At 71.9% G+C, this 21,660-nt stretch carries 16 protein-coding genes and 2 pseudogenes; 15 read left to right on the top strand and 3 right to left on the bottom strand.

Going from position 1 to position 21,660, the window contains the following annotated elements; translation table 11 throughout:
* Positions 1–43 precede the first annotated feature (43 nt).
* From ACFP3U_RS32330 to ACFP3U_RS32310, 5 genes and pseudogenes are all read left to right on the top strand, one after another.
* Positions 44–1,000, top strand: a pseudogene (locus tag ACFP3U_RS32330) (YifB family Mg chelatase-like AAA ATPase); the annotation flags it as partial.
* A gap of 127 nt (positions 1,001–1,127) precedes the next feature.
* Positions 1,128–2,528 carry a tyrosine-type recombinase/integrase gene (locus tag ACFP3U_RS32325; RefSeq protein WP_380229312.1) on the top strand — a complete coding sequence of 467 codons (1,401 nt, stop codon included), beginning with the start codon at positions 1,128–1,130 and terminating at the stop codon, positions 2,526–2,528.
* A gap of 134 nt (positions 2,529–2,662) precedes the next feature.
* Positions 2,663–4,423 (top strand): hypothetical protein, encoded by a 1,761-nt coding sequence (locus ACFP3U_RS32320; protein ID WP_380229311.1) that lies wholly within the window; start codon positions 2,663–2,665, stop codon positions 4,421–4,423.
* Positions 4,420–6,519: a hypothetical protein gene (locus tag ACFP3U_RS32315; RefSeq protein ID WP_380229310.1), complete on the top strand. Its 2,100-nt coding sequence runs from the start codon at positions 4,420–4,422 to the stop codon at positions 6,517–6,519. Before ACFP3U_RS32320 ends, ACFP3U_RS32315 begins: the two co-directional genes overlap by 4 nt.
* Positions 6,519–6,920, top strand: coding sequence for a coiled-coil domain-containing protein (locus tag ACFP3U_RS32310; RefSeq protein WP_380229309.1), 402 nt, complete (start codon positions 6,519–6,521; stop codon positions 6,918–6,920). The genes ACFP3U_RS32315 and ACFP3U_RS32310 overlap by 1 nt, the downstream gene beginning before the upstream one ends.
* A 93-nt stretch (positions 6,921–7,013) precedes the next feature.
* Here the strand turns inward: ACFP3U_RS32310 and ACFP3U_RS32305 are convergent, their stop codons facing one another.
* Both ACFP3U_RS32305 and ACFP3U_RS32300 read right to left on the bottom strand, forming a co-directional pair.
* Entirely contained in the window at positions 7,014–7,358 is a 345-nt protein-coding gene (locus tag ACFP3U_RS32305) for a hypothetical protein (protein WP_380229308.1), read from the bottom strand.
* A gap of 218 nt (positions 7,359–7,576) precedes the next feature.
* Entirely contained in the window at positions 7,577–8,383 is an 807-nt protein-coding gene (locus tag ACFP3U_RS32300; protein WP_380229307.1) for a hypothetical protein, read from the bottom strand.
* A 467-nt stretch (positions 8,384–8,850) separates the two neighbouring features.
* Here ACFP3U_RS32300 and ACFP3U_RS32295 point away from each other — a divergent pair.
* The 10 genes and pseudogenes from ACFP3U_RS32295 to rlmN form a co-directional block, all read left to right on the top strand.
* Positions 8,851–9,348: pseudogene (locus tag ACFP3U_RS32295) on the top strand (magnesium chelatase subunit ChlI family protein); the annotation flags it as partial.
* Between the two features lie 206 nt (positions 9,349–9,554).
* On the top strand, positions 9,555–10,859 hold the full coding sequence (dprA, locus tag ACFP3U_RS32290; RefSeq protein WP_380229306.1) for a DNA-processing protein DprA: 1,305 nt from the start codon (positions 9,555–9,557) through the stop codon (positions 10,857–10,859).
* 452 nt (positions 10,860–11,311) lie between these two features.
* Positions 11,312–12,217 (top strand): RNA polymerase sigma factor WhiG, encoded by a 906-nt coding sequence (gene whiG, locus ACFP3U_RS32285; RefSeq protein ID WP_380229305.1) that lies wholly within the window; start codon positions 11,312–11,314, stop codon positions 12,215–12,217.
* A 176-nt stretch (positions 12,218–12,393) separates the two neighbouring features.
* Positions 12,394–12,966 (top strand): TetR/AcrR family transcriptional regulator, encoded by a 573-nt coding sequence (locus ACFP3U_RS32280; RefSeq protein WP_030306715.1) that lies wholly within the window; start codon positions 12,394–12,396, stop codon positions 12,964–12,966.
* A gap of 1,278 nt (positions 12,967–14,244) precedes the next feature.
* Positions 14,245–15,120, top strand: a complete 876-nt coding sequence (rpsB, locus tag ACFP3U_RS32275; RefSeq protein ID WP_380229304.1) for a 30S ribosomal protein S2 — start codon at positions 14,245–14,247, stop codon at positions 15,118–15,120.
* A 129-nt stretch (positions 15,121–15,249) separates the two neighbouring features.
* Entirely contained in the window at positions 15,250–16,089 is an 840-nt protein-coding gene (gene tsf, locus ACFP3U_RS32270) for a translation elongation factor Ts (RefSeq protein WP_380229303.1), read from the top strand.
* A gap of 260 nt (positions 16,090–16,349) precedes the next feature.
* Positions 16,350–17,114 (top strand): UMP kinase, encoded by a 765-nt coding sequence (gene pyrH, locus ACFP3U_RS32265; protein ID WP_030306710.1) that lies wholly within the window; start codon positions 16,350–16,352, stop codon positions 17,112–17,114.
* 96 nt (positions 17,115–17,210) lie between these two features.
* A complete protein-coding gene (gene frr, locus ACFP3U_RS32260; RefSeq protein WP_380229302.1) occupies positions 17,211–17,768 on the top strand; it encodes a ribosome recycling factor in 558 nt (185 codons plus the stop codon).
* Positions 17,768–19,219, top strand: coding sequence for a phosphatidate cytidylyltransferase (locus ACFP3U_RS32255; RefSeq protein ID WP_380229301.1), 1,452 nt, complete (start codon positions 17,768–17,770; stop codon positions 19,217–19,219). The genes frr and ACFP3U_RS32255 overlap by 1 nt, the downstream gene beginning before the upstream one ends.
* A 115-nt stretch (positions 19,220–19,334) precedes the next feature.
* Positions 19,335–20,435, top strand: coding sequence for a dual-specificity RNA methyltransferase RlmN (gene rlmN, locus ACFP3U_RS32250; protein WP_030306703.1), 1,101 nt, complete (start codon positions 19,335–19,337; stop codon positions 20,433–20,435).
* 72 nt (positions 20,436–20,507) lie between these two features.
* Here the strand turns inward: rlmN and ACFP3U_RS32245 are convergent, their stop codons facing one another.
* On the bottom strand, positions 20,508–21,659 hold the full coding sequence (locus ACFP3U_RS32245) for a hypothetical protein (protein ID WP_380229300.1): 1,152 nt from the start codon (positions 21,657–21,659) through the stop codon (positions 20,508–20,510).
* Position 21,660 lies beyond the last annotated feature (1 nt).

The following is a 21,660-nucleotide window of genomic DNA, read 5'->3' as shown; positions in this document are numbered from 1 at the left end:
CACTCGTCCACGTACAGCCCTTCATGACGCTTGAACTCGTTCAATCATCAGGGAACTCGACAACAGCGGCGAGGCCTGGCCGCAGCGGAAGCTGACGGTCGGGCTGAGCCCCGCGTCGGTGCCCAAGAGCGGCAGCGGCTTCGACCTCGCCGTGGCCTGCGCCGTGCTGGCCGCGGCCGAACGGCTCGACCCCTCCTCGATCGCCGACCTGCTGCTCATCGGGGAGCTCGGCCTGGACGGGCGGGTGCGCCCGGTGCGCGGGGTGCTCCCGTCGGTGCTGGCCGCGGCCGACGCCGGCTACCGGCGGGTCGTCGTCGCCGACCAGACCGCCGCTGAGGCCGAGCTGGTCCCCGGGGCGAGCGTCATCGGTGTCCGCAGCCTGCGCCAGCTGATCGCCGTGCTCACCGGGGCCCCCGAACCGGAGGAGCCCGCCGACCGGCTCGCCGGCCGGCCCGACCCGCTGATGGCGGGCCTCATGCTCCCCAGCGCGGGAGTGCGCGGCCTGCCCGACGAGGCGGCGTCCCGCTTGAACCTCGCCGATGTGGCCGGCCAGTACGAGGCCCGCAGGGCCCTGGAGATCGCCGCCGCCGGCGGTCACCACCTCTACCTCAAGGGCCCGCCCGGCGCGGGCAAGACGATGCTGGCGGAGCGGCTGCCGGCACTGCTCCCGCGGCTCACCCAGAAGGAGGCGCTGGAGGTCACCGCGGTCCACTCCGTGGCCGGGCTGCTCCCGGCCGGGCGGCCGCTGATCGACCACGCGCCCTACTGCGCCCCGCACCACTCGACCACGATGCCCGCCATCGTCGGGGGCGGCAGCGGCCTGCCGAGACCGGGTGCGGTCTCGCTGGCCCATCGGGGCGTCCTGTTCCTCGACGAGGCGCCGGAGTTCCCCGTCCGGGTGCTGGACGCGCTGCGCCAGCCGCTCGAATCGGGCGAGGTGGTGATCGCCCGGTCCGCCGGATCGCTTCGGCTGCCCGCCCGTTTCCTGCTCTGCGTCGCTTATGCGGTTGTGAACATGTCCGGCGCTAGAGTCCGATGCCATGTCGATCTTGGGATGGCGGGTGTTCTTCACCCGGAGGGATCTGCCACGTCCGCGCACGGAGTCCTTCGCGTACACGGACCCGGGAGTGCTGGACGAGTGGCTAGACGGTCACGGTGTTCTCGACGGTCAGCCGTTCCTGATCAGCCCGGCGGGTGCGTACGACGCCGATCTGAACAGGTACTTCGCCACGGCGCTGAGCGCGAGTCCGTGGAACACACAGGCCGCGGCCGCCCGTGATCTGCGGGGTTTTTTGAACTTCCTCTGGTTCAGCCGGCCGCCGGTGCTGTTGCCCGGCGGCGGTGCTGCCCACGAGCGAAGTTGGCAAGACGCGGTGCCGGAGGACCGGGCCGCGTACGAGCGATGGAGGCGCAAGGACCCCGCCGGGCCGAGGGTCGAGGACTCGACGTGGGACCGGGAGGTCTCCACCGTCAACGAGTTCTATCGGTGGGCGATCTCGACGGATCTCGTCCGGGTCAATCCGATCGTTCAGCGGGTGGTGACGCTCCCGGACCCGGTTCGAGGGTGGCGTGAGCACCTGGCGCCGGCGGAGTCGTCGCACGTCGGTCCGCGCCGGGACGTGAAGTGGCTGCCGCCAGCTGCCTACGCCAGGTGGCGTGACGTGGGGATTCGCGGGTTCGGCCCGGACGGGTTGCCCTGGTTGGGGTTCCGCGGCCGGTTCGCTGCCCGGAACTCCGCGTACACGGACCTGATGGTCCGCACCGGACTACGGCTGAGCGAGCAGAGCGCGTTGACCCTGTTCGAGCTTCCTCGGGTGGAGCCGGGGCTGCACAACGCCCGCACCCGGCTGCCGAACGCGGTGGCCAAGAACGGGTCCGGCCGGGTGGTCTACATTCCGGCGCTCGTGCTCCGGGACGTCTCGGAGTACGTCGAGGTGGACCGCGCGGAGGCGGTCGAGGACGCCCAGCGGCGGGGCCGCTACAAGGCGGTGCGGTGGCCGTTGGTGGTCGAGGACAGGGACCGGGCCGCGGTGCGTTTGTCGGGAAGGTGGGTGCCGGTGGCCAGGTTGGAGCCGCACGAGCGGCGCCGACTGTTCATCGAGGGTGAGAACGGCTTGGAGCCGGCCGCCCTGTGGCTGACCGAGCGGGGGACGCCGATGACGCCCGCGGGATTCCAGCAGGTATTCAAGGACGCCAACGCCCGCTGCCGCAGCCACGGGCTAAGGGACCGGGCCCACCCACACATCCTGCGGCACTCCTACAGCGTGGTGACGCTGGAACAACTCTGGCGGGGGCACTTGCAGGCCCTCGGCGAGATGAACGCCGACCAGCGCGAGATGTTCCAGATGGTCTTCGGTGACCCACTGAACTGGCTGCGGATCAGGCTCGGACACCGGTCGGTGGTCACCACACAGCTTTACCTGCACACGTTGCAGGAGCTGGAGCTGGAGACCCGGCTCGCCCTGATCCCGGCCGACGCCTGGGCGCCGAGCGGGTTCTGTCCGCAGGGATGGGAGACGGCCGCGTGAACGAGGTTCCGCCCCGGCCTGGCCGAGGCCGGTCGGCCGCGCTCCCCGCAGGCCCCTACGAACCGCCGCCGGCGGTTCGCCCGACCCCGGCGGGGGTCACGGTCGCATTCGACGGAGAGGACGGCCGCCACAAGGTGTTCTCGCTGGCAGCTCTGCCACTGTCCGGCTGGCACGAGGACCTGGCCGCCGCCGAGGCCGCGAGATTCGGCCCCACCGGCACCTGCCGCACCCTCCAGAGCGCTGAACACGTCCACTACTCGGCCCGGCTGCTGCTGATCTTCCTGGCCACGTTGGACAACCCGCCTGCCGACCCCGGCGAGCTGCGGGAGTCCCACCTTCTGCGGCTGCGGCTGCACCTGCAGAACCGGGGGGATGGCGTGGGTTTCACGGGCCGATTCGGGGCGGTGTTGCTGCTGTTGCGTCGCCTGCCGCCGGGTCGCCTGCGACCGGAGGTGGTGGACTTCCTCGCCCGTCGCGGGCACGTCGCCGGGCGCCCGCAGGAGGGCCGGCCCGGCTACTCGGAGCGTGAGTTCGCCGCGATCGTCACGGCCGCCCGAAGCGACGTCGCCGCTATCCGGGACCGCATCGCGGCGGGCGAGGCGGAGCTCGCCCGGATCGAGGCCGAGGGCCTGGACGTCTTCGAGGGGCAGGAGCGCACCGACGCGGAACGGCTGCTGCGGCTCGCCCGCACCGGCACCGCCCGTGGCATCCCGAACGGCCGCACGCTGCCCCGGGGCATGGTCGGAAACCACTGGCGCCGACTGCTGGCCCAGCGGCTGTTCCTCACCGAGTCAGACCTGACGCCGCTGCTGATCCTGGGCGTTGCGCTGACCGGACGGAACGTCGAGACGATCAAGGACCTTCCGGCGGAACACCGCCTTCTGGAAGAACGGGCCGTCGCGGTCAACCTGCTGAAACGGCGCCGGGCCAAGAGCGCCAGCCGGGAGACGGTCCATTGGGAGGTTGGCCTGCCGAGCCGGCAGCTCCACACGCCGGGCGGCTACTACCTGCTGCTGCACCGGCTGACCACCCGGAGCCGGTCGTTCTCCGGCGGCGACCACCTGTGGTCGGTCTTCGCGGGACTCGACGGTCGTCCCGCCGACCACGGCGAGTATTGGGACGCCAAGCAGGAAGCGGCCGGCCACGTCGCCCCGTTCGCCCTGCGGATGAACGCCAGCCGCCGGTTGTCGCTGAGGCAGTGGTCCGCCTCCCACGGCCTGCGCGACGACGTGGGGGAGCTGTTGGAGGTGACGAGCAACAGGATCAAGACCACGGTCGAGGTCCGCACGACCCGAGCCCTGGGCGGGCATCTGCCAACCGCTTCGCGGACCAACACCATGGACGTCTCGTTCCGCCACTACCTCAAGCCCGACCCGCGCGTCCGGGACTGGGCCGAGCGCGTCATGGCCCAGGCCCTCGCCGACGCCGAGAACCACGCGCGGGCCGCCACCGCCAGGGTCCTGGACGAGGCTGCCGAGACCGCCATGGCCGCAGATCCGCACGCGGCGGCGAAGCTGCTGGGCACCACGGCGGGGAAGATCGCCGAGGCCCGGGACGGGCGGCTGGACACCCTGGTCAGCGCCTGCCTGGACTTCGAGAACGGACCGTTCGACGAAGGCCCGTGCCGGCAGTCGTTCCTGACCTGCCTGCGCTGTGAGAACGCGCTGGTGCTGGAGAAGCACCTGCCCGCGCTGCTGGCCCTGCTGGACAGGATGCGGGCCGAACTCGACGCCGCGAACGTCGCCGACTGGTGTCGACGGCACGCCGTCACCTGGCTGGTCGTCACCCGGCGCATCCTGCCCCGCTTCACCGCGGCCCAGATCCGGAACGCCGAGGCCGCCAAGCCGGCCCTGCCGATCGCCGCCCTGTTCGACGGACCGAAGGAGAGCGCGTGACGACGCCGGCCCTGTCCACGGCCACCGCATCGCGGTTCGCCCCCGACGCCCTGGTCCTCGGCGACCGGCCGCTGAGACCGGGCGTGCTCCCGGAGGACACGTCCCGGTTCGGCGATGACGTCTGGAGGCTCAAACCGGCGATCGTCCAGGACCATCACCGCGAGCTGATCTTGAACTTCCCCATGATCCCTGCCTGCTTCCGGCAGGTGGCCAAGGAGCTGATGGCCTGCGAGCTCGCCAACGATCTGCCGCCCGGCGAACGGCCCGCCCGCATCTTCACCCTGCGCGGGCACTTCGCCGACCTGCGGTTGTTCCTGGGCTGGGCCGCAGAGCGGGTCACCCGCCTGTCCGAGCTGACTCCCGCGGACCTCGCCGACTACCTCACGCACCTGGGCGCTCTGCGGATCGCCCTGGACACCTACCGGACGAAGACGTTCGTCGCGCGGAAGCTGTGGTTGTTCCGCGCGAAGCTCTCCGACGCGCTGTCCTTCGACCCGGCCACCGTCGCCGGGTGGCTCCGCCCCAAGCGCCGCAAAGACGGCGAGAACACCACCGAGCGCATCCCTGAGCAGGTCATCGGACCCTTGCTGACCTGGGCACTCCGCTGGATCGAGGACTTCTCGGACGATGTTCTGCGGGCCCACGAGGAGTACGCGGAGCTCCGGGACAACAGCACCCCCAACCGCATCCGCCGCGGGGCGCCGAGGATCAAGGGGGCACCCGCCCACCTCTCCGTGGTCCTGGACCGTTACCGAGCCCAGGACCAGCCGCTGCCCGGCGCCCGCGGCTGCCCCAGCCAGAAGACCGACACGCTGGTCGTCAACACCAGCCACCTCGCACGCCAGGTCGGCTGCAACCGGGGCGCGTTCAACACCGACACCTGCCGGGCCATGATCGCCGACGCCCAACGGGACCTCGGCCTGGACGACGGGACCTACCTCCTCGCCCGGATCGCTGGCCGGCTCGACGGCGAACCCTGGCGCGGACGGATCGCCTACGAGGATGTCCCGCGGCTCGACCGGCTCTTGGCCGCAGCCTGCTATATCGTCGTCGCCTACCTCTCGGGCATGCGGGACAGCGAGGTCAAGCACCTCGCCGGCGGCTGCCTGAGCAAGGCCGCTACCGAGGACGGACACACCTACCGGCGCCGGGTCACGAGCCTGGCCTTCAAGGGCGAACAGGACGTCCGCGGAGCCGAAGCGCACTGGATCGTCGGCGAACCTGTCGAGCGCGCGATCCGCATCATGGAACGGCTCGTCCCGGACGGAAACCAGCGGCTATTCAGCGTCCTCGCCAGCTCGCCGCACTACCGCCGCACCGACCCGAACCGGTCCAAGACCAGCACGCAGACCGTCACCGACCTGCGGTCGTTCATCGACTGGATCAACGACTACTGCATGGCCCACGGCCGCACCGACTCCATCCCGCAGGTCAACGGCCGTCCCTGGCCGATCACCACCCGCCAGTTCCGCCGCACCCTCGCATGGTTCATCGCCCGCAGGCCCGGCGGCAGCATCGCCGGCGCGATCCAGTACCGGCACCTCAGCGTCCAGATGTTCGAGGGCTACGCGGGCACCTCCGAGTCAGGGTTCCGCCCCGAGGTCGAAGCCGAGCAAGCACTGGCCCGGGGCGAACAGCTCCTAGACCTGGCGGCCGTCGGCGAGCACCACCGGCTGACCGGCCCGGCCGGGGCCGAGGCCGAACTACGGCTCGCCGAGTTCGCCCGGCACGCCGACTTCCTCGGCAAGGTCGTCACCGACCCCGTGCGCCTCAAGCGCCTCATGGCCCGGCACGACCCTCACATCTACCCCGGCAGCTTCGTCACCTGCGTCCACGTCCCCGACCGGGCCCTGTGCCGGCGCGCAGAGGACGGCGCCGACGGCCCGTCCCTGCCCGACTGCCAGCCCCTGCGCTGCCGCAACGTCGCGCTCAACACGGACAACCGGGACGCCCTAGCCGACCACCTCCGCCACCTCGCCGCCGCCCTCGCCGAAGGCGAAGCGCTGGCGCCGTTCCCCCGCCAGCGGCTCCAGCAGCAGCACGACGAGATCGCCGACTTCCTCACCCGCCACACCCCCGACCAGGAGCACCCCTGATGCCCCAACTACCCACCGACACCGAGGTCCAGGCGGTCATGGACGCTGTGCTTGCCGACGCGGCCCGCACCGGCCGAGCGCCCACGGTTGCCGAGGTCGAACGCCGCCTGGGCATCCGACATGCGACGTTCTACCGGCACTACCGGCCGCTGATCATCGAGTACTTCCGGCCGAAGACCCAACCGATCAGCACACCCGCCAAACCGGCGACCGCCGAGGCGAACGACGGCAAGGCCGTCACACGGCTTCGCCAGGAGAACACCGAACTCCGCAAACTCCTGAACATTTACGCGGAGACCATTCGGCAGCTCACAGAAGACAACACCGCTCTCAAATCAAAAATCCAGACATACGGCGGGATCATCCAATTGGACACCAGAAGGCCGCCGTCGCACATGTGACGGACTTTGTTCCCGATGGTCAGCGTGAGCGGATGTCCCCGGCATGGGGTGGTGACGAACAGCGGTTTCGTCACCACCCCCGTGCCGCTCGGCCTACTCCTTCATGTGGATCTTCACCCAGGCGCTGGCAAGTCCGGCGATGAGCAGGAGAAGGGTGGCCACCAGGGACTGGCTGAGGAGAACGGTGACCGTGAGCCCGGCCACGATGACGAGCAGGAAGACGAAGAGGTCCTGGTAGAACTTTCGCCCACTCCCGTCTCCGGCCGGTGCTGGATCACCTGCTGGAGCAGCGGAGTTCTGACCGCCCTCGGCGGGTCCGTCGGCAGCAGATGCGGCAGGTTCGGAAGGTCCGATTGCCCCCTCTCCTCGATCCGAGCTATGGTTGTGATAGTTCACGGTGATGGAATTTGCTACGAACTTGTGTCCGTCATTGGACATAGAGAACCTCCATAGGGTTCGTTAATAGGGTTTGGGAAATGTCGCCTGGGAATCCGCCAAGATAGTCAGGCGACATTTCCATTTTATCATGAATGTGCGCGACGTTTCGACTCTTCGCGCTTTCTCGGGTCTGCTGGGATCGCGGCCCCGTAAATCAGCCCGGGGTGGTTCGCGGCTACTGCCAATGCAAGGCTGCATGGCATTCCCTCCTTAATGGTTCAGGCCGCCGGTGCCGGGGTTGCCTTCTGCTTGCGAATCCGCATCGACGCGGCGAGTCGGTACTGGTACACCAGCGTGCTGCCGGTCGGGGACAGCGGAGCCTTCAGGTACGCCTCCCGGCGCTCCACCAGGTTGAGGGAGAGCAGCTTCTGGAGGCCCCGTAGCTGGGTGTCCGCGGACCAGCCGTACCACTCGGGCGCCCGCTCGGCGGGGAAGGGCGACCACGGCTTCTCGCGGGCGATCGCCAAGAGCAGGGCCAGGCCGGGGAGGTCGAGCTGGGCGTCGTAGCCCTTGGTCCAGAACGTGATGGGGATCTGCAGGAAGCGGTCCGCCTCCGCCTTCCCGTTGGGGCGGGTGTACTCCGCGCCGGAGCCGTCCTCCCGGAGCAGGGTCACCGAGATCTTCGTGCTGCCGCGGGGGCGGGTGCACCTGATCAGGTTCATCGCCTGCAGTTGCTGCAGCGTCCGCCAGGCCGCGGTCCGGGCGGACTGGTCGGTGGTGGTCAGGGTGGTGTCGAACAGGCGGGCCCAGACCATGCTGTCGAGCGTGGTGGTCCAGCCGTCCTCGTTCTCGCTGCTGCAGGCGGCCACGGTGATCAAGTACGCCTTCAGGGCCCGCAGGTTCCCGTTGGTGACGAAGCGCTTCAAGGGGCCGTGCCGGCTCTCCCCGCCGCGGTGGGCCTGCACGAAGGTCTTGCGGTAGGGCGCGGCCTTCCTCTTCGCGCGCTCCAGCAGCGCCGTTCGCGTTTCCTGGCCGGAGACCTCCGGCTGCTGCACGCCCCGGTCGGCTGTCGTTGTCCTCTTCATGGCCCCAAGGCTAGACGTACGACTAGGGGCTACTCAACCTAAGCAGCCCCCCTGGATCTGACCGTACCAGCGGGTCCTATGTGAGAGCCATGTGCGAGATCCAGGTGCGAGTACCACATGTAGAGATACATGTGAGTACCGACTACTGGGAACCCAGACCGACACAGCGGTTGGATCTGCATGGTCGGTCGCCGACCCATGGTTGGTGCAGCGAGAGGTGCCGACCATCTCGATCTTTTCGCGGATCGGCTTCAGGAGCCCCTGGCCCGGCGCCCGTCGGCTGCCGCTCCAGGTCTCCTCCTCTATGTACTTGCGCCCGCGCTTGCGGCCCCTGGGCTAGATGATCTTGAGCCTGGGGTGTGCCATGACCATGAAAGAGCCGCGTACCCCGCTCGATCGCGTGGAGCACGCGGCCTCTCTCCTGTTCGCCGTACGGACAACGGACAGGTTCAAAGCCCCCTCATAACCTGGCCGCCAATCCCTGCCCCTGCGGGCGCCACTCGCGGCGGGGAGAGGGGTGTGAGTGCACCCCGACCATGGTCAGCCGCTACCAGAACCGGCTGTCCGGGCCGCTGCTCGACCGGGTCGACCTCCAGGTCCAGGTCGCCCCGGTGACCAGGGCCGAGCTGATGCGGCGCGACACCTCGGCGGAGACCACCGAGGTGGTCGCGGCCCGGGTCCTGGCGGCGCGGGAACGCGCGGCGGCCCGGCTCGCGGGCACGCCGTGGCGGACCAACGCCGAGGTCCCCGGCCACGAGCTGCGCACCCGCTGGCAGTTGGCGTCGGACGCGCTGAACGACGCCGCGCGCCAGTTGGAGCGGGGCCTGCTGACCGCCCGCGGCCTGGACCGGGTGCTGCGGGTCGCCTGGACGGTCGCCGACCTGGCCGGCCGGGACCGCCCCGAACAGCGCGACATCCGGACGGCCCTCGTCCTGCGCACCGGAGTGGAGCAGGGGCTCCCGCTGACGGAGCGCTACTTCGGTCGGCCGGACGTCACCGCGGACCGCCCCGGCCACCGGCCTGCCGGTCCCGACCACCGGCCCGACGACCGGTCGGACGAAGGGTTCGACGACCGGCCCGACGACCCGGCCGAACGTCGCCCCACCCGGCCGCGGCCCGCTCCCCGCTCATCCGAGCCCGCCCCCACCGAGAAGCCCGAGGAGACCGGCGCATGAGCCGCACCGCGAACGACCTCCCGCAGAGCCCGCCCGCCGAACCGGGGACCACCCCGGGGCCCGGCCTGCCGCCCCACCCTCACCCCCACCCCCACGCCGCCGCACCGGCCGGCCCCGAGGCAGCTCGGCCCCCTGGACCGGCGTCGGGCGGACCGCCCCCGCCGGAGCCCCGACCCCGGCCCGAACCGGAGCGCCTCGCCCGGGCGGCGCTCAGCCGACTCGGCGAACCCGGGGACGCCGCCCTCGGTCGCTGGCTCGCCCGTCTCGACGCGCTGGACGTCGTACGGGCGATCCGGGACGACACCGCGGCAGACCAGCTGGGCATGGACACCGCCCGGCTGGCGGCCTATCGGGCCCGGATGGCCGGGCTCGACCCGGTCGCCGACCTGGAACGGGTGCGCGCGGCCGGTGGGCGCTTCATCATTCCGGGCGACACCGAGTGGCCGAGCCAGCTGGACGACCTCGGCGACAGCCGGCCCACCGGTCTCTGGGTGGTCGGCACCGGCTCGCTGCGTCTGCTCGCCCTGCGCTCGGTCGCGGTGGTCGGCGCCCGGGCCTGCACGGCGTACGGCGCGCACGTCGCCGGAGACCTCGCCGCGCAGCTCGCCGAGCGCGGCTGGGTGGTCGTCTCCGGCGGCGCCTACGGGATCGACGCGGCCGCCCACCGGGGCGCGCTGGCGGTCGGCGGTCCGACGGTCGGTGTCCTCGCCTGCGGGGTGGACGTGGCCTATCCGCGAGGCAACACCGCGCTGATCCGCCGGATCGCCGAGCAGGGACTGCTGGTGAGCGAACTCCCGCCGGGGGAGCACCCGACCAGGTTCAGGTTCGTGCTGCGCAACCGGGTGATCGCGGCACTGACCCGCGGCACCGTGGTGGTCGAGGCGGCGCTGCGCAGCGGAGCGCTCAGCACCGCCCGACGCGCCCGGGACCTCAACCGACACACCATGGGCGTGCCCGGGCCGGTGACCTCGGAACTCTCCGCCGGGGTGCACACGCTGATCCGCAGCGACGCCGCCACCGTGGTCACCGACGCGTCCGAGGTGGTCGAGCTGATCGGGGCGATCGGCGACGACCTGGCGCCGCAGCGCAGCGGTCCGGTGCTGCCCAGGGACCTCCTGGAGCCGGATGCGGCCCGGGTCCTGGAGGCCGTGCCGGCCACCGCGGAGGGTGCGCCGGTGGAGCGGCTGGCCCGGCAGTCGGGGCTCCCGCCGGATGAGGTGATCCAGCGGCTCTACGAGCTGGGCTCGCTCGGTCACGTCGAGCGGCACGGTGCGCACTGGCGGCTGGTGCGGAGGAGGTGACGTCCCGTTCGCCCGTTCGCCCGTTAGGACGGACGGACGAGCGCCCGAGGAACACGGAGGAGGGCAGGAGAAGGACGGCGCGGAAGATGCGTCAGAAGGACACGGGCGCCGAGAAACCACCGAGAGGAGGACCGGAGGAGGCACGGGGTTGACGGAGCAGGAGGGCCGGGCGGGGCCGGCATCCGGCTCGTTCACCTCCGGTGCCCGGCCGTGGCGACACGAACGCCACCGGATCGGGGGACGACCGAGTGGCGGTAGCACTGTGCAGCGAGTCGGTCACGCTACGCTCGCCATGCCTTCCCTATCAGCACATGACTCGGCAGAACGGCGCAGACCAACGTATGCCCACACACATTCCCGGACACCGAGTGACCGGTGGCGCCCGGTCCTCGGGAGGGCCGCGCACCGAGCGGCGTACCGTGCCCGAGTACCCGCCCAAGTCCACTGGTGGGATGGGGGCCCTGGCCCGGCAGGGCGGCCGTCCGGCGCACACCGGGGCGCACGACGACCGTCCGGACGCGCCCGGCGCTCCCGCCGACACGGCCGCCCCCGCGCCGGCCGAGGCGCCGGGTCCCCGCCGGGAGGCGGGCGGCCGGGAGCGCACGGCGCTCGAAGAGCTCTGGCGCGCCTACAAGGAGACAGCCGACCAGCGGCTGCGGGAGCAGCTGATCCTGCACTACTCACCGCTCGTCAAGTACGTGGCGGGCCGGGTCGGGGTCGGTCTGCCGTCCAACGTGGAGCAGGCCGACTTCGTCTCCTCCGGGGTCTTCGGGCTGATCGACGCGATCGAGAAGTTCGACATCGACCGCGCCATCAAGTTCGAGACCTACGCGATCAGCCGGATCCGCGGCGCGATCATCGACGAGCTGCGCGCGCTGGACTGGATCCCGCGCTCGGTGCGGCAGAAGGCGAAGGCGGTCGAGCGCACCTACGCGACGCTGGAGGCCCGGCTGCGGCGGACGCCGAACGAGCCCGAGGTGGCGGCCGAGATGGGCATCGCCATCGAGGACCTGCACGCCATCTTCAGCCAGCTCTCGCTCGCCAACGTGGTCGCGCTCGACGAACTGCTCCACCCCGTCGGCGAGAGCGGCGACCGGCTGAGCCTGATGGACACGCTGGAGGACCACGGCGCCGACGACCCGGTCGAGGTGGCCGAGGACCGGGAGCTGCGCCGGCTGCTGGCGCAGGCGGTCAACACCCTCCCCGAGCGGGAGAAGACCGTGGTGACGCTCTACTACTACGAGGGGCTGACCCTCGCCGAGATCGGCCAGGTGCTCGGGGTGACCGAGAGCCGGGTCAGTCAGATCCACACCAAGTCGGTGCTCCAGCTGCGCGCCAAGCTGTCGGACATCCGATAGCGCGACGCCCCTCGGCCGGGCGTCGCGCGGACCCGGCCGGGTGCGCCGCGTACGCCGGGTCCGCCTCCCGCGCCCCGGAACGCGCCCCTCCGTATCCGTCGCGGTACGCGGCACCGTACCGGCGGGATGTAGGGCTCCGTACAGTGGTGGGCGTGCCGAAGATCCGAGCGGCCAGTGTGGCCGAGCACCGACAGATGCAGCGGGCTGCCCTCCTCGACGCTGCCCGCAGTCTCCTCACCGAGGGAGGCATGGAGGCCCTGACCTTCCCCGCGCTCGCGGCGCGCACGGGGCTCGCGCGTTCCTCGGTGTACGAGTACTTCCGGTCCCGCGCCGCGGTGGTGGAGGCGCTCTGCGAGGTCGACTTCCCGCTGTGGGCCGCCGAGATCGAGGCCGGGATGGCGAGCCGCGACACCGCCGCCGAGCGGATCGAGGCGTACGTCCGGAGCCAGCTCGCGCTGGCCGCCGACCCGCGCCACCGGGCGGTCGCCGCGATCTCGGCGCTGGAACTGGACGACGCGGCCCGCGAGCGCATCCGAGCGGCGCACGGGACGCTGGTCGGGCTCGTGGTCCAGGCGTTGGGGGACCTCGGTCACGAGCAGCCCCGGCTGGCAGCCGCGCTGCTCCAGGGCATCGTCGAGGCGGCCGTCCGGCAGGCGGAGCAGCGGGCCGCGGGCGGTCGGGCCGAGAGCCCCGAGGTGATCGCCGACGCGGCCGTCGCCCTCGCCCTTCACGGCCTCGGCCGGAGCTGAGCCGGCGCGCTCCGAACTGGCCGGGAGGCCCGGTCCGGGAAAGTGAGGCGGAGGCGGAGACGACCGCCCCCGGATCGTGGTCGAGCGGCAGCAAGCGGGCCCGGCCGACCCCGAGCAGCGCCGCCGGATCCAGGTAGCGCCGGCCGCGCAGCAGTCCCCAGTGCAGACAGGGACCGTCGGCGCAGTGGCCGCCACCAGCTGCCAGCCGTCCGATCACCTGGCCGGCCGCCACGGTGGTGCCCACCGGGAGGGTGCCCTCCACCGGCAGGTAGGTCGTCCGCAGCGAGGGCGTCGATAGAGCCGGGGACACCGGGGATGCCGGGGACACGGGGGAACCGCTCGCCGCCGGATGGGTGACCGTGACCACCGGCCGCCCGGCCACCAACCCGGCGAACGTCACCACCCCCGACGCCGCGGCCCGGACCTCCGCACCGGGGGTTGCCGCCAGGTCGACTCCCCGGTGTCCCGCACCCCACGGCTGTGCCGGTGCCTCGAAGCGGCCGATCACGGCGCCCGGCGCTCCACCGGGACCGTCCACCGGCCACCGCCGCCCGCTCCCGCCACCGCCCGCAGCGCCATCAGCGGCACCGCCGGGCCCGCCGCCGCCCACGCCGTCCGCCGCGTGCCCGAGCGCCCCTGGCCACAGGCCCGCCAGCAGGGCGACCAGCACCACCAGGACCACCACCAGCACCCGCCGACCGAGCCGGGCAAGCCCACCCGGAGCGACGGCACCACCACCCACAACCCCCACGCCACCAGTCATGACGCCGAGAGTCCCCGGGGCTCACCGCCCCCGCCACCTGTGCCCCGGTTCCTGTGGACAACCGGCCCCTGTGGACGGCGGCCGTCCCTCCAGCGGGTGCACCCCGGCGGGTTCACGGGGCCCCGGCGGAGCCGCCCCGGCGTCCCGGACCTGGCGCGTCCCCGGCCGCCCGCCGCCTGCGGAGTCGCTCGGTGCTCGGCGCTTCCCGTACACTTCACACGCGACCCGGTCCACCGGGTCGACTTCGCACGCCCCGCCACCGGTGGTCGGAAGCGGCTCAGCCGCCGCCCCCGCCAGGTGCGAGTGCCGCTCGGTCCGCCGAGCCCGGCCGGTCTCCGGACCGTCGGGTTCAAGCGGCTCGGCACGTTCGGGGCGTCAGGCGTGGCTGTCACCTGGCCGCCACGGACAAAACCGAGCCTGACCCGGCCGTTCGCACGAGCCGAGCGGGGGGCGCCATCGCGCCCACCGTGACGCCGCTGCGTCGGAGCCGGGCGTAACACCTGAGGAGCACGGCCATGGCCGTCGTCACGATGCGGGAGCTGCTGGAGAGCGGCGTCCACTTCGGTCACCAGACCCGCCGCTGGAACCCGAAGATGAAGCGCTTCATCATCACCGAGCGCAACGGCATCTACATCATCGACCTCCTGCAGTCGCTGAACTACATCGACCGCGCCTTCGAGTTCATCAAGGAGACCGTTGCCCACGGCGGCAGCGTCCTCTTCGTCGGCACGAAGAAGCAGGCCCAGGAGGCCATCGCCGAGCAGGCCACCCGCGTGGGCATGCCCTACGTGAACCAGCGCTGGCTCGGCGGCATGCTGACCAACTTCTCGACCGTCTACAAGCGTCTGCAGCGCCTCAAGGAGCTGGGCGAGCTGGACTTCTCGGACGTGGCCGGTTCCGGCCTCACCAAGAAGGAGCTCCTGGTCCTCCAGCGCGAGCACGACAAGCTGGAGAAGACCCTCGGCGGTATCCGTGACATGCAGCGCGTTCCCAGCGCTGTCTGGATCGTGGACACCAAGAAGGAGCACATCGCGGTCGGCGAGGCCCGGAAGCTCAACATCCCGGTCGTCGCCATCCTCGACACCAACTGTGACCCCGACGAGGTCGACTACAAGATCCCGGGCAACGACGACGCGATCCGCTCCGTCACCCTGCTGACCCGTGTGATCGCCGACGCCGTCGCCGAGGGCCTCAAGGCCCGCGCGGGTGTCGCCAAGGGCGACGTCAAGGCCGAGCCGGGTGCCGACCAGCCGCTCGCCGACTGGGAGAAGGACCTCCTCGAGGGCGAGAAGAAGGCCGAGGAGGCGCCCGCCGCCGCCGAGGCCCCCGCTGCTGAGGCTCCGGCCGACGAGGCGCCGGCCGCCACCGAGGCCCCGGCCGAGCAGGCCTGACGTACCAAGGGTGAGGGGCGCCCGCCGGTACGACACCGGTCGGTGCCCCTCTCTCCCGTGCCGGGGCCGAACCATCGGCCCCGGCGCTACCCCACGCAGACACGCGAGACGCGAGAAGAGATTCACACCATGGCGAACTTCACCGCCGCGGACGTCAAGAAGCTCCGTGAGCTCACCGGCGCCGGCATGATGGACTGCAAGAAGGCCCTGGACGAGGCCGAGGGCAACGTCGAGAAGGCCGTCGAGCTCCTGCGCATCAAGGGCCAGAAGGGCGTTGCCAAGCGCGAGGGCCGCGACGCCTCCAACGGCGCCGTCGCCGCGCTGATCGCCGAGGACAAGAAGTCCGGCGTTCTGGTCGAGCTGAACTGCGAGACCGACTTCGTCGCCAAGGGTGACAACTTCGTCACGGTCGCCGACGCGATCGCCGCCCACGTCGCCAAGAGCGCCCCGGCCGACCTGGACGCCGCCCTGGCCTCCGAGATCGAGGCTGGCAAGACCGTCCAGCAGTTCGTGGACGAGGCCAACGCGACCCTGGGCGAGAAGATCGTCTTCCGTCGCTTCGCGCAGTTCGACGGTGACGGCTTCGTCGCGGTCTACCTCCACAAGACCAGCCCCGACCTTCCGCCGGCCGTCGGCGTCCTGGTCGAGCTGGACAAGGAGAACGCCGAGGTCGCCAAGGACGTCGCGCAGCACATCGCCGCCTTCGCGCCGAAGTACCTGTCCCGCGAGGACATCCCGGCCGAGGACATCGAGAACGAGCGCCGCGTCGCCGAGGCCACCGCTCGCGAGGAGGGCAAGCCGGAGGCCGCCCTGCCGAAGATCGTCGAGGGTCGCGTCACCGGCTTCGTGAAGGAGAACTCCGTCCTGGAGCAGGCCTTCGCGAAGGACAACAAGAAGACCGTCGCCAAGGTCCTCGCGGAGAACGGCGTCGCCCTCAAGCGCTTCGCCCGCTTCCGCGTCGGCGCCTGAGCCACGTTCCACCGGTCGCCCGGCCGTAGGCTGGGAACCGCCCCCGCCCGCTGACCAGGGCGGCAGGGAACGCGCCGTACGGGCTCACCCAGCGCCATCCGTCCATGGGCGAGCCACGTCGGCAGCATGAACGACGAGGAGGCCATTGCCGTGCAGGACACCGAACCGGTTCCCGCGGCAGTGGCCTCCTCGCGTGTACGCGCAGGCCGGGCACCCGCACGCCCGCGCCTGTGAACCAGTGGGTGCAGAAGGAGAAGTCCATGCAGGAGACGCAGGAGACCGCGCGGGACATCCAGGACGGCACGCGCCGCCGGGTGCTGCTGAAGCTGTCCGGTGAGGCCTTCGCCGGCGGCGGCGGGCTCGGCGTCGATCCGGACGTCGTGCACGCGATCGCCCGTGAGATCGCCACCGTCGTCCGCGCGGGTACCGAGGTCGCCGTGGTGATCGGTGGCGGGAACTTCTTCCGCGGTGCCGAGCTCCAGGTCCGCGGCATGGACCGGGCCCGCTCGGACTACATGGGCATGCTCGGCACGGTCATGAACTGCCTCGCGCTCCAGGACTTCCTGGTCAAGGAGGGCATCGAGACGCGGGTGCAGACCGCCATCACGATGGGCCAGGTCGCCGAGCCCTACCTGCCGCTGCGCGCCGTCCGGCACCTGGAGAAGGGCCGTGTGGTGATCTTCGGTGCCGGTATGGGCATGCCCTACTTCTCCACCGACACCACGGCCGTCCAGCGGGCCCTGGAGATCCACGCCGACGTCCTGCTGATGGGCAAGAACGGTGTGGACGGCGTCTACGACTCCGACCCGCGCACCAACCCGGACGCGGTCAAGTTCGACGCGCTGGAGTACTCCGAGGTCATCGCGCGCGACCTCAAGGTCGCCGACCTCACCGCGATCACGCTGTGCAAGGACAACAACCTCCCGATGCTGGTCTTCGAGCTGCTGGCGGAGGGCAATATCGCGCGTGCGGTGAAGAGTGAGAAGATCGGCACACTCATCAGCCAGGATTCTGTCCGGGCCTGAGCAGCAACCAGCCGTACCGGACGGCGGCGCCGCCGCGAGGCTTCGACGCCGGCACCGGACGAGACACCAGCAGATGAACCGGACAGGGAGATCACAGTGATCGAAGAGACCCTCCTCGACGCCGAGGAGAAGATGGAGAAGGCCGTCGGCCACGCCAAGGACGACTTCGCCGCCATCCGCACCGGCCGCGCGCACCCGGCGATGTTCGCCAAGATCGTCGCGGAGTACTACGGCACCGTGACGCCGATCAACCAGCTGGCCTCCTTCTCCGTGCCGGAGCCCCGGATGGCGGTCGTCTCGCCGTTCGACAAGACCGCGCTGAAGGCGATCGAGCAGGCGATCCGCGACTCCGACCTGGGCGTCAACCCGTCGAACGACGGCTCCATCATCCGGGTCGTGCTCCCCGAGCTGACCGAGGAGCGCCGCCGGGAGTTCATCAAGATCGCCCGCGGCAAGGGCGAGGACGCCAAGGTCTCGATCCGCGCCGTGCGCCGCAAGGCCAAGGACGCCATCGACAAGCTGGTCAAGGACGGCGAGGTCGGCGAGGACGACGGCCGCCGCGCCGAGAAGGAGCTCGACGACACCACGGCCAAGTACGTGGCCTCCGTCGACGAGCTGCTGAAGCACAAGGAAGCCGAGCTGCTCGAGGTCTGATGAACGACGCCCCTGACGCCCCTGGCTATTGGGGCACGTCCGACCAGCAGTACCAGCCGTACCGGCCGTACCAGCCTGCGCAGGGCCCCGACACGCCTGCGCAGGCTACGGGCGTACCCGGCGGCCCCGGTGCGCCCGCGCAGTACGGGCAGCACGAGCAGTACGAGCAGTACGGCGCGGGCGACCCCGGCCACCGAACGGGTCACTCCCAGCAGCCTCCGGTGTACTGGGACCCCGACGCGGAGGAGACTCAGGTCATGCCTCCCGTACCGGCCGACCCGGGCCCGCAGCCCGCGCCCCCGTCCGGGACCGGCTCCGCCGAGGGACCGGCCCGGGAGCCGGGTCGGCTGAGCGGACCGCTGTTCCGTGACGAGCAGCCCGGGGCGTCGGAGCCGGGCGCGTCGGAGACGGTCGTGCTGCGCGCGATCACCGACGACGCCCCGCCCGCCCCCGCCGGCGGGCCGTACCCGGGCGCCGCGGCGTACCCGGGACCGTCGGTGCCGCCGGTCGCGGCCGGTCACCCCGGCGCGCCGGGCGGACCGGTGGCGGGGCAGCCGTTCCTCGTGCCGTCGTCCCCCCCAGGGCAGGAGACACCATTGGCCCAGCCCGATCCGCAGCCTCAGCCGGCGCAGCGCAAGCAGCGCGGTGGCCGCAACCTCCAGGCCGCGATAGGCGTGGGCGTCGGCCTCGGCGCGGTGATCATCGCCTCGCTGTTCGTCGTCAAGGCGCTGTTCCTCGTCGTGGTGATCGCGGCCGTCTCGGTCGGCGTCTGGGAGCTGACCAGCCGGCTGGCCGAGCGCAAGGAGATCAAGGCGCCGCTGATCCCGCTGGTCGCGGGCGGCATCGCGATGGTCGCCACCGGCTACTGGTCGGGGATCCAGTGGGCGGCGGCCTCGCTCGCGCTCACCGGTCTCGCGGTGATGGTCTGGCGGATGGCCGAGCCGCCCGAGGACTACCTGCGGGACATAACGGCGGGCATCTTCACCGCCTTCTACGTCCCCTTCCTCGCCACCTTCGTGGCGATGATGCTGGCGGCCGACGACGGTCCGCAGCGGATCGTGCTGTTCCTCATCGTCACGGTGTGCAGCGACACCGGCGCCTACGCGGTGGGCTACAAGTTCGGCAAGCACAAGCTGGCGCCGACGATCAGCCCGGGCAAGACCCGCGAGGGCCTGGCCGGCGGCATCGGCCTGTCGATGCTGGCGGGCGCGCTGCTGATGGAACTGATCATCGACGGCGGCAGCTGGTGGCAGGGCCTGATCCTGGGCGGCTGCGCGGCGGTCACCGCGACCCTGGGCGACCTGGGCGAGTCGATGATCAAGCGCGACCTCGGCATCAAGGACATGGGCACCCTGCTGCCGGGCCACGGCGGCATCATGGACCGGCTGGACTCGCTGCTGCCGACCGCTCCGGTGGTCTGGCTGCTGCTCGCGGCGTTCGTCGGCAGCTGACGGTCGCCGACGGCGGTCGCCGTCGGCCTTACGGCGGCCGCACCACCGCCCTCGGCTCGGGGCCCCGGACGCACGGCGTCCGGGGCCCTCGCGCGTCTGCGACACTGGATGAACCATGCCTAAGCCCGGAGAACTCACCTTTGTCGCGCCGCGCGGCGCCAAGCCCCCGCGACACCTCGCCGACCTGAGCCCCGCCGAGCGCAAGGAGGCCGTCGCCGAGCTGGGCGAGCAGCCGTTCCGCGCCAAGCAGCTCTCCAACCACTACTTCGGCCGGATGTCGAACGACCCGGCGAGCTGGACGGACATCCCCGCCGCCAGCCGGGAGAAGCTCACCGACGGCCTGCTGCCGGACCTGATGTCGGTCGTGCGGCACGTGTCCTGCGACGACGACGCCACCCGCAAGACGCTCTGGAAGCTGTTCGACGGCACGCTCGTCGAGTCGGTGCTGATGCGCTACCCGGACCGGGTCACCATGTGCATCAGCTCCCAGGCGGGCTGCGGGATGAACTGCCCGTTCTGCGCCACCGGCCAGGCCGGACTGACCCGTAACCTCTCGACCGCCGAGATCGTCGAGCAGATCGCCGCCGGGATGCGCGCGCTCAAGAGCGGGGAGATCCCCGGCGGTGAGGCCCGGCTGTCCAACGTGGTGTTCATGGGCATGGGCGAGCCGCTGGCCAACTACAAGCGGGTGCTGTCCTCGATCCGCCGACTGACCGACCCGGCGCCGGACGGCTTCGGCCTGTCCCAGCGCGGCATCACGGTCTCGACCGTCGGCCTGGTCCCGGCGATGTACCGGTTCGCCGACGAGGGGCTCAGCTGCCGCCTCGCGCTGTCGCTGCACGCGCCGGACGACGAGCTGCGCGACGAGCTGGTGCCGGTCAACACCCGCTGGAAGGTCGCCGAGGTGCTGGACGCGGCGTGGAACTACGCCGAGAAGTCCGGCCGCCGCATCTCCATCGAGTACGCGCTGATCAAGGACATCAACGACCAGGCGTGGCGGGCCGACCTGCTCGGCCGGCTGATCAAGAACCGCCGGGTGCACGTCAACCTGATCCCGCTGAACCCGACCCCGGGCTCCAAGTGGACGGCCTCGCGCCCCGAGGACGAGCGCGAGTTCGTCCGGCGGCTGCAGTCGCACGGCGTGCCGACGACCGTCCGCGACACCCGCGGCCAGGAGATCGACGGCGCCTGCGGCCAGCTCGCGGCGGCCGGCTGACCGACCCCAGGGCGCTCCGGCCGACGTGCCGGAGCGCCCGGGTACGGTCCTGCCCGGCGCGGTCCGGTCGGCTCAGCGCAGTCCGGCGGCGGCCAGCGCGGCGGTCGCCCCGCCGGTGACCAGCAGCACCGTCCCGCTCATCAGCGTCCGCAGCACGACGGCGCCGAACAGCAGCCGGGGCGCCGCGCCGAGCCGCAGTAGCGCCTCGGCGACCCCCCGGCGGGCGGTGCGCACCTCGGCCAGTCGGGCGATCACCGCCCCAGCCGCGCAGCCCAGCACCAGTCCGGCCTCGATCGCGGGCAGCACATCGGCGCTGCCGGGCTCGCCCAGCCAGTAGCGGATGGTGGTGAGCACCATCGCGAGCGCCAGGGCGAGGACGGCCAGCGGCGCCCCGAGCCGGCGGGCCTGCGCGGTGAGGCCGCGGCCGGCGAGCAGTCGCAGCGGGGTCGGCCGGCCGAGTGCCAGCAGCCGGCCCGCCCAGCCGAGCAGCGGGCCGGTGAGCAGGGCGAGGCCGACCGCGGAGGCGAGCCATCCGCCGAGGGCAGCGGTGCTGGTGGTGCCGAGCCCGGCCGGCAGGTGGATGGGGCGGCCGTCGGCGGCGGCGCCGGGGCGCAGCGCGATCAGTTCCAGGGCGAGGCCGATGACGGCGAGGCCGATCGGCAGGGCGAGCCGCCAGGGGCCGAAGCCGGTCGGCTCCGGCCGGGTGCGGCCGGGCAGGGTCTCGGTGGGCCGGACGGCGCCGGCGGCGGCGAGTCCGGCGGTGATCGGGACGAGCGCGAGCAGGGTGACCGGTGCGGCGGCCGGGAGGGCCACGCCCATGCCGAGTTCGTCGGCGAGCGCCGGCCCGGCGATGTCGTTGCGCAGCACCAGGAAGAGCAGCAGGGTGAGCCCGGCGCCGACGCCGCAGGCGAGCGCGACCTCACCGGCGATCAGCGCGCGGATCCGGCCGGCCCCGGCCCCGGCGGTGGTGAGCCCGGTGATCCGGTCGGCCCGCCGGGCGGGCACGGCGCGGGCGGCGACGCCCGCGAACCAGGCGACCGAGGCCAGCGGGGGCAGGCACCAGAGCAGTCGGGCGAGCGCGGCGGAGCCGCCGGCCGGGTCGCTCATCGCCCGGCCGAGGGCCCGCAGCAGGAACGCGGCGACGACCGCGCCGGCCAGCGCGGTCAGCAGCCAGCGGCCGAGGTCGAGGACCCGGTAGCCCCGGGCCAGGCGGAGATAGAACACG

Source organism: Kitasatospora misakiensis (genome assembly GCF_042656005.1).
Taxonomy (GTDB): domain Bacteria; phylum Actinomycetota; class Actinomycetes; order Streptomycetales; family Streptomycetaceae; genus Kitasatospora; species Kitasatospora misakiensis.
This window is presented reverse-complemented; position numbering and strand designations above follow the sequence as displayed.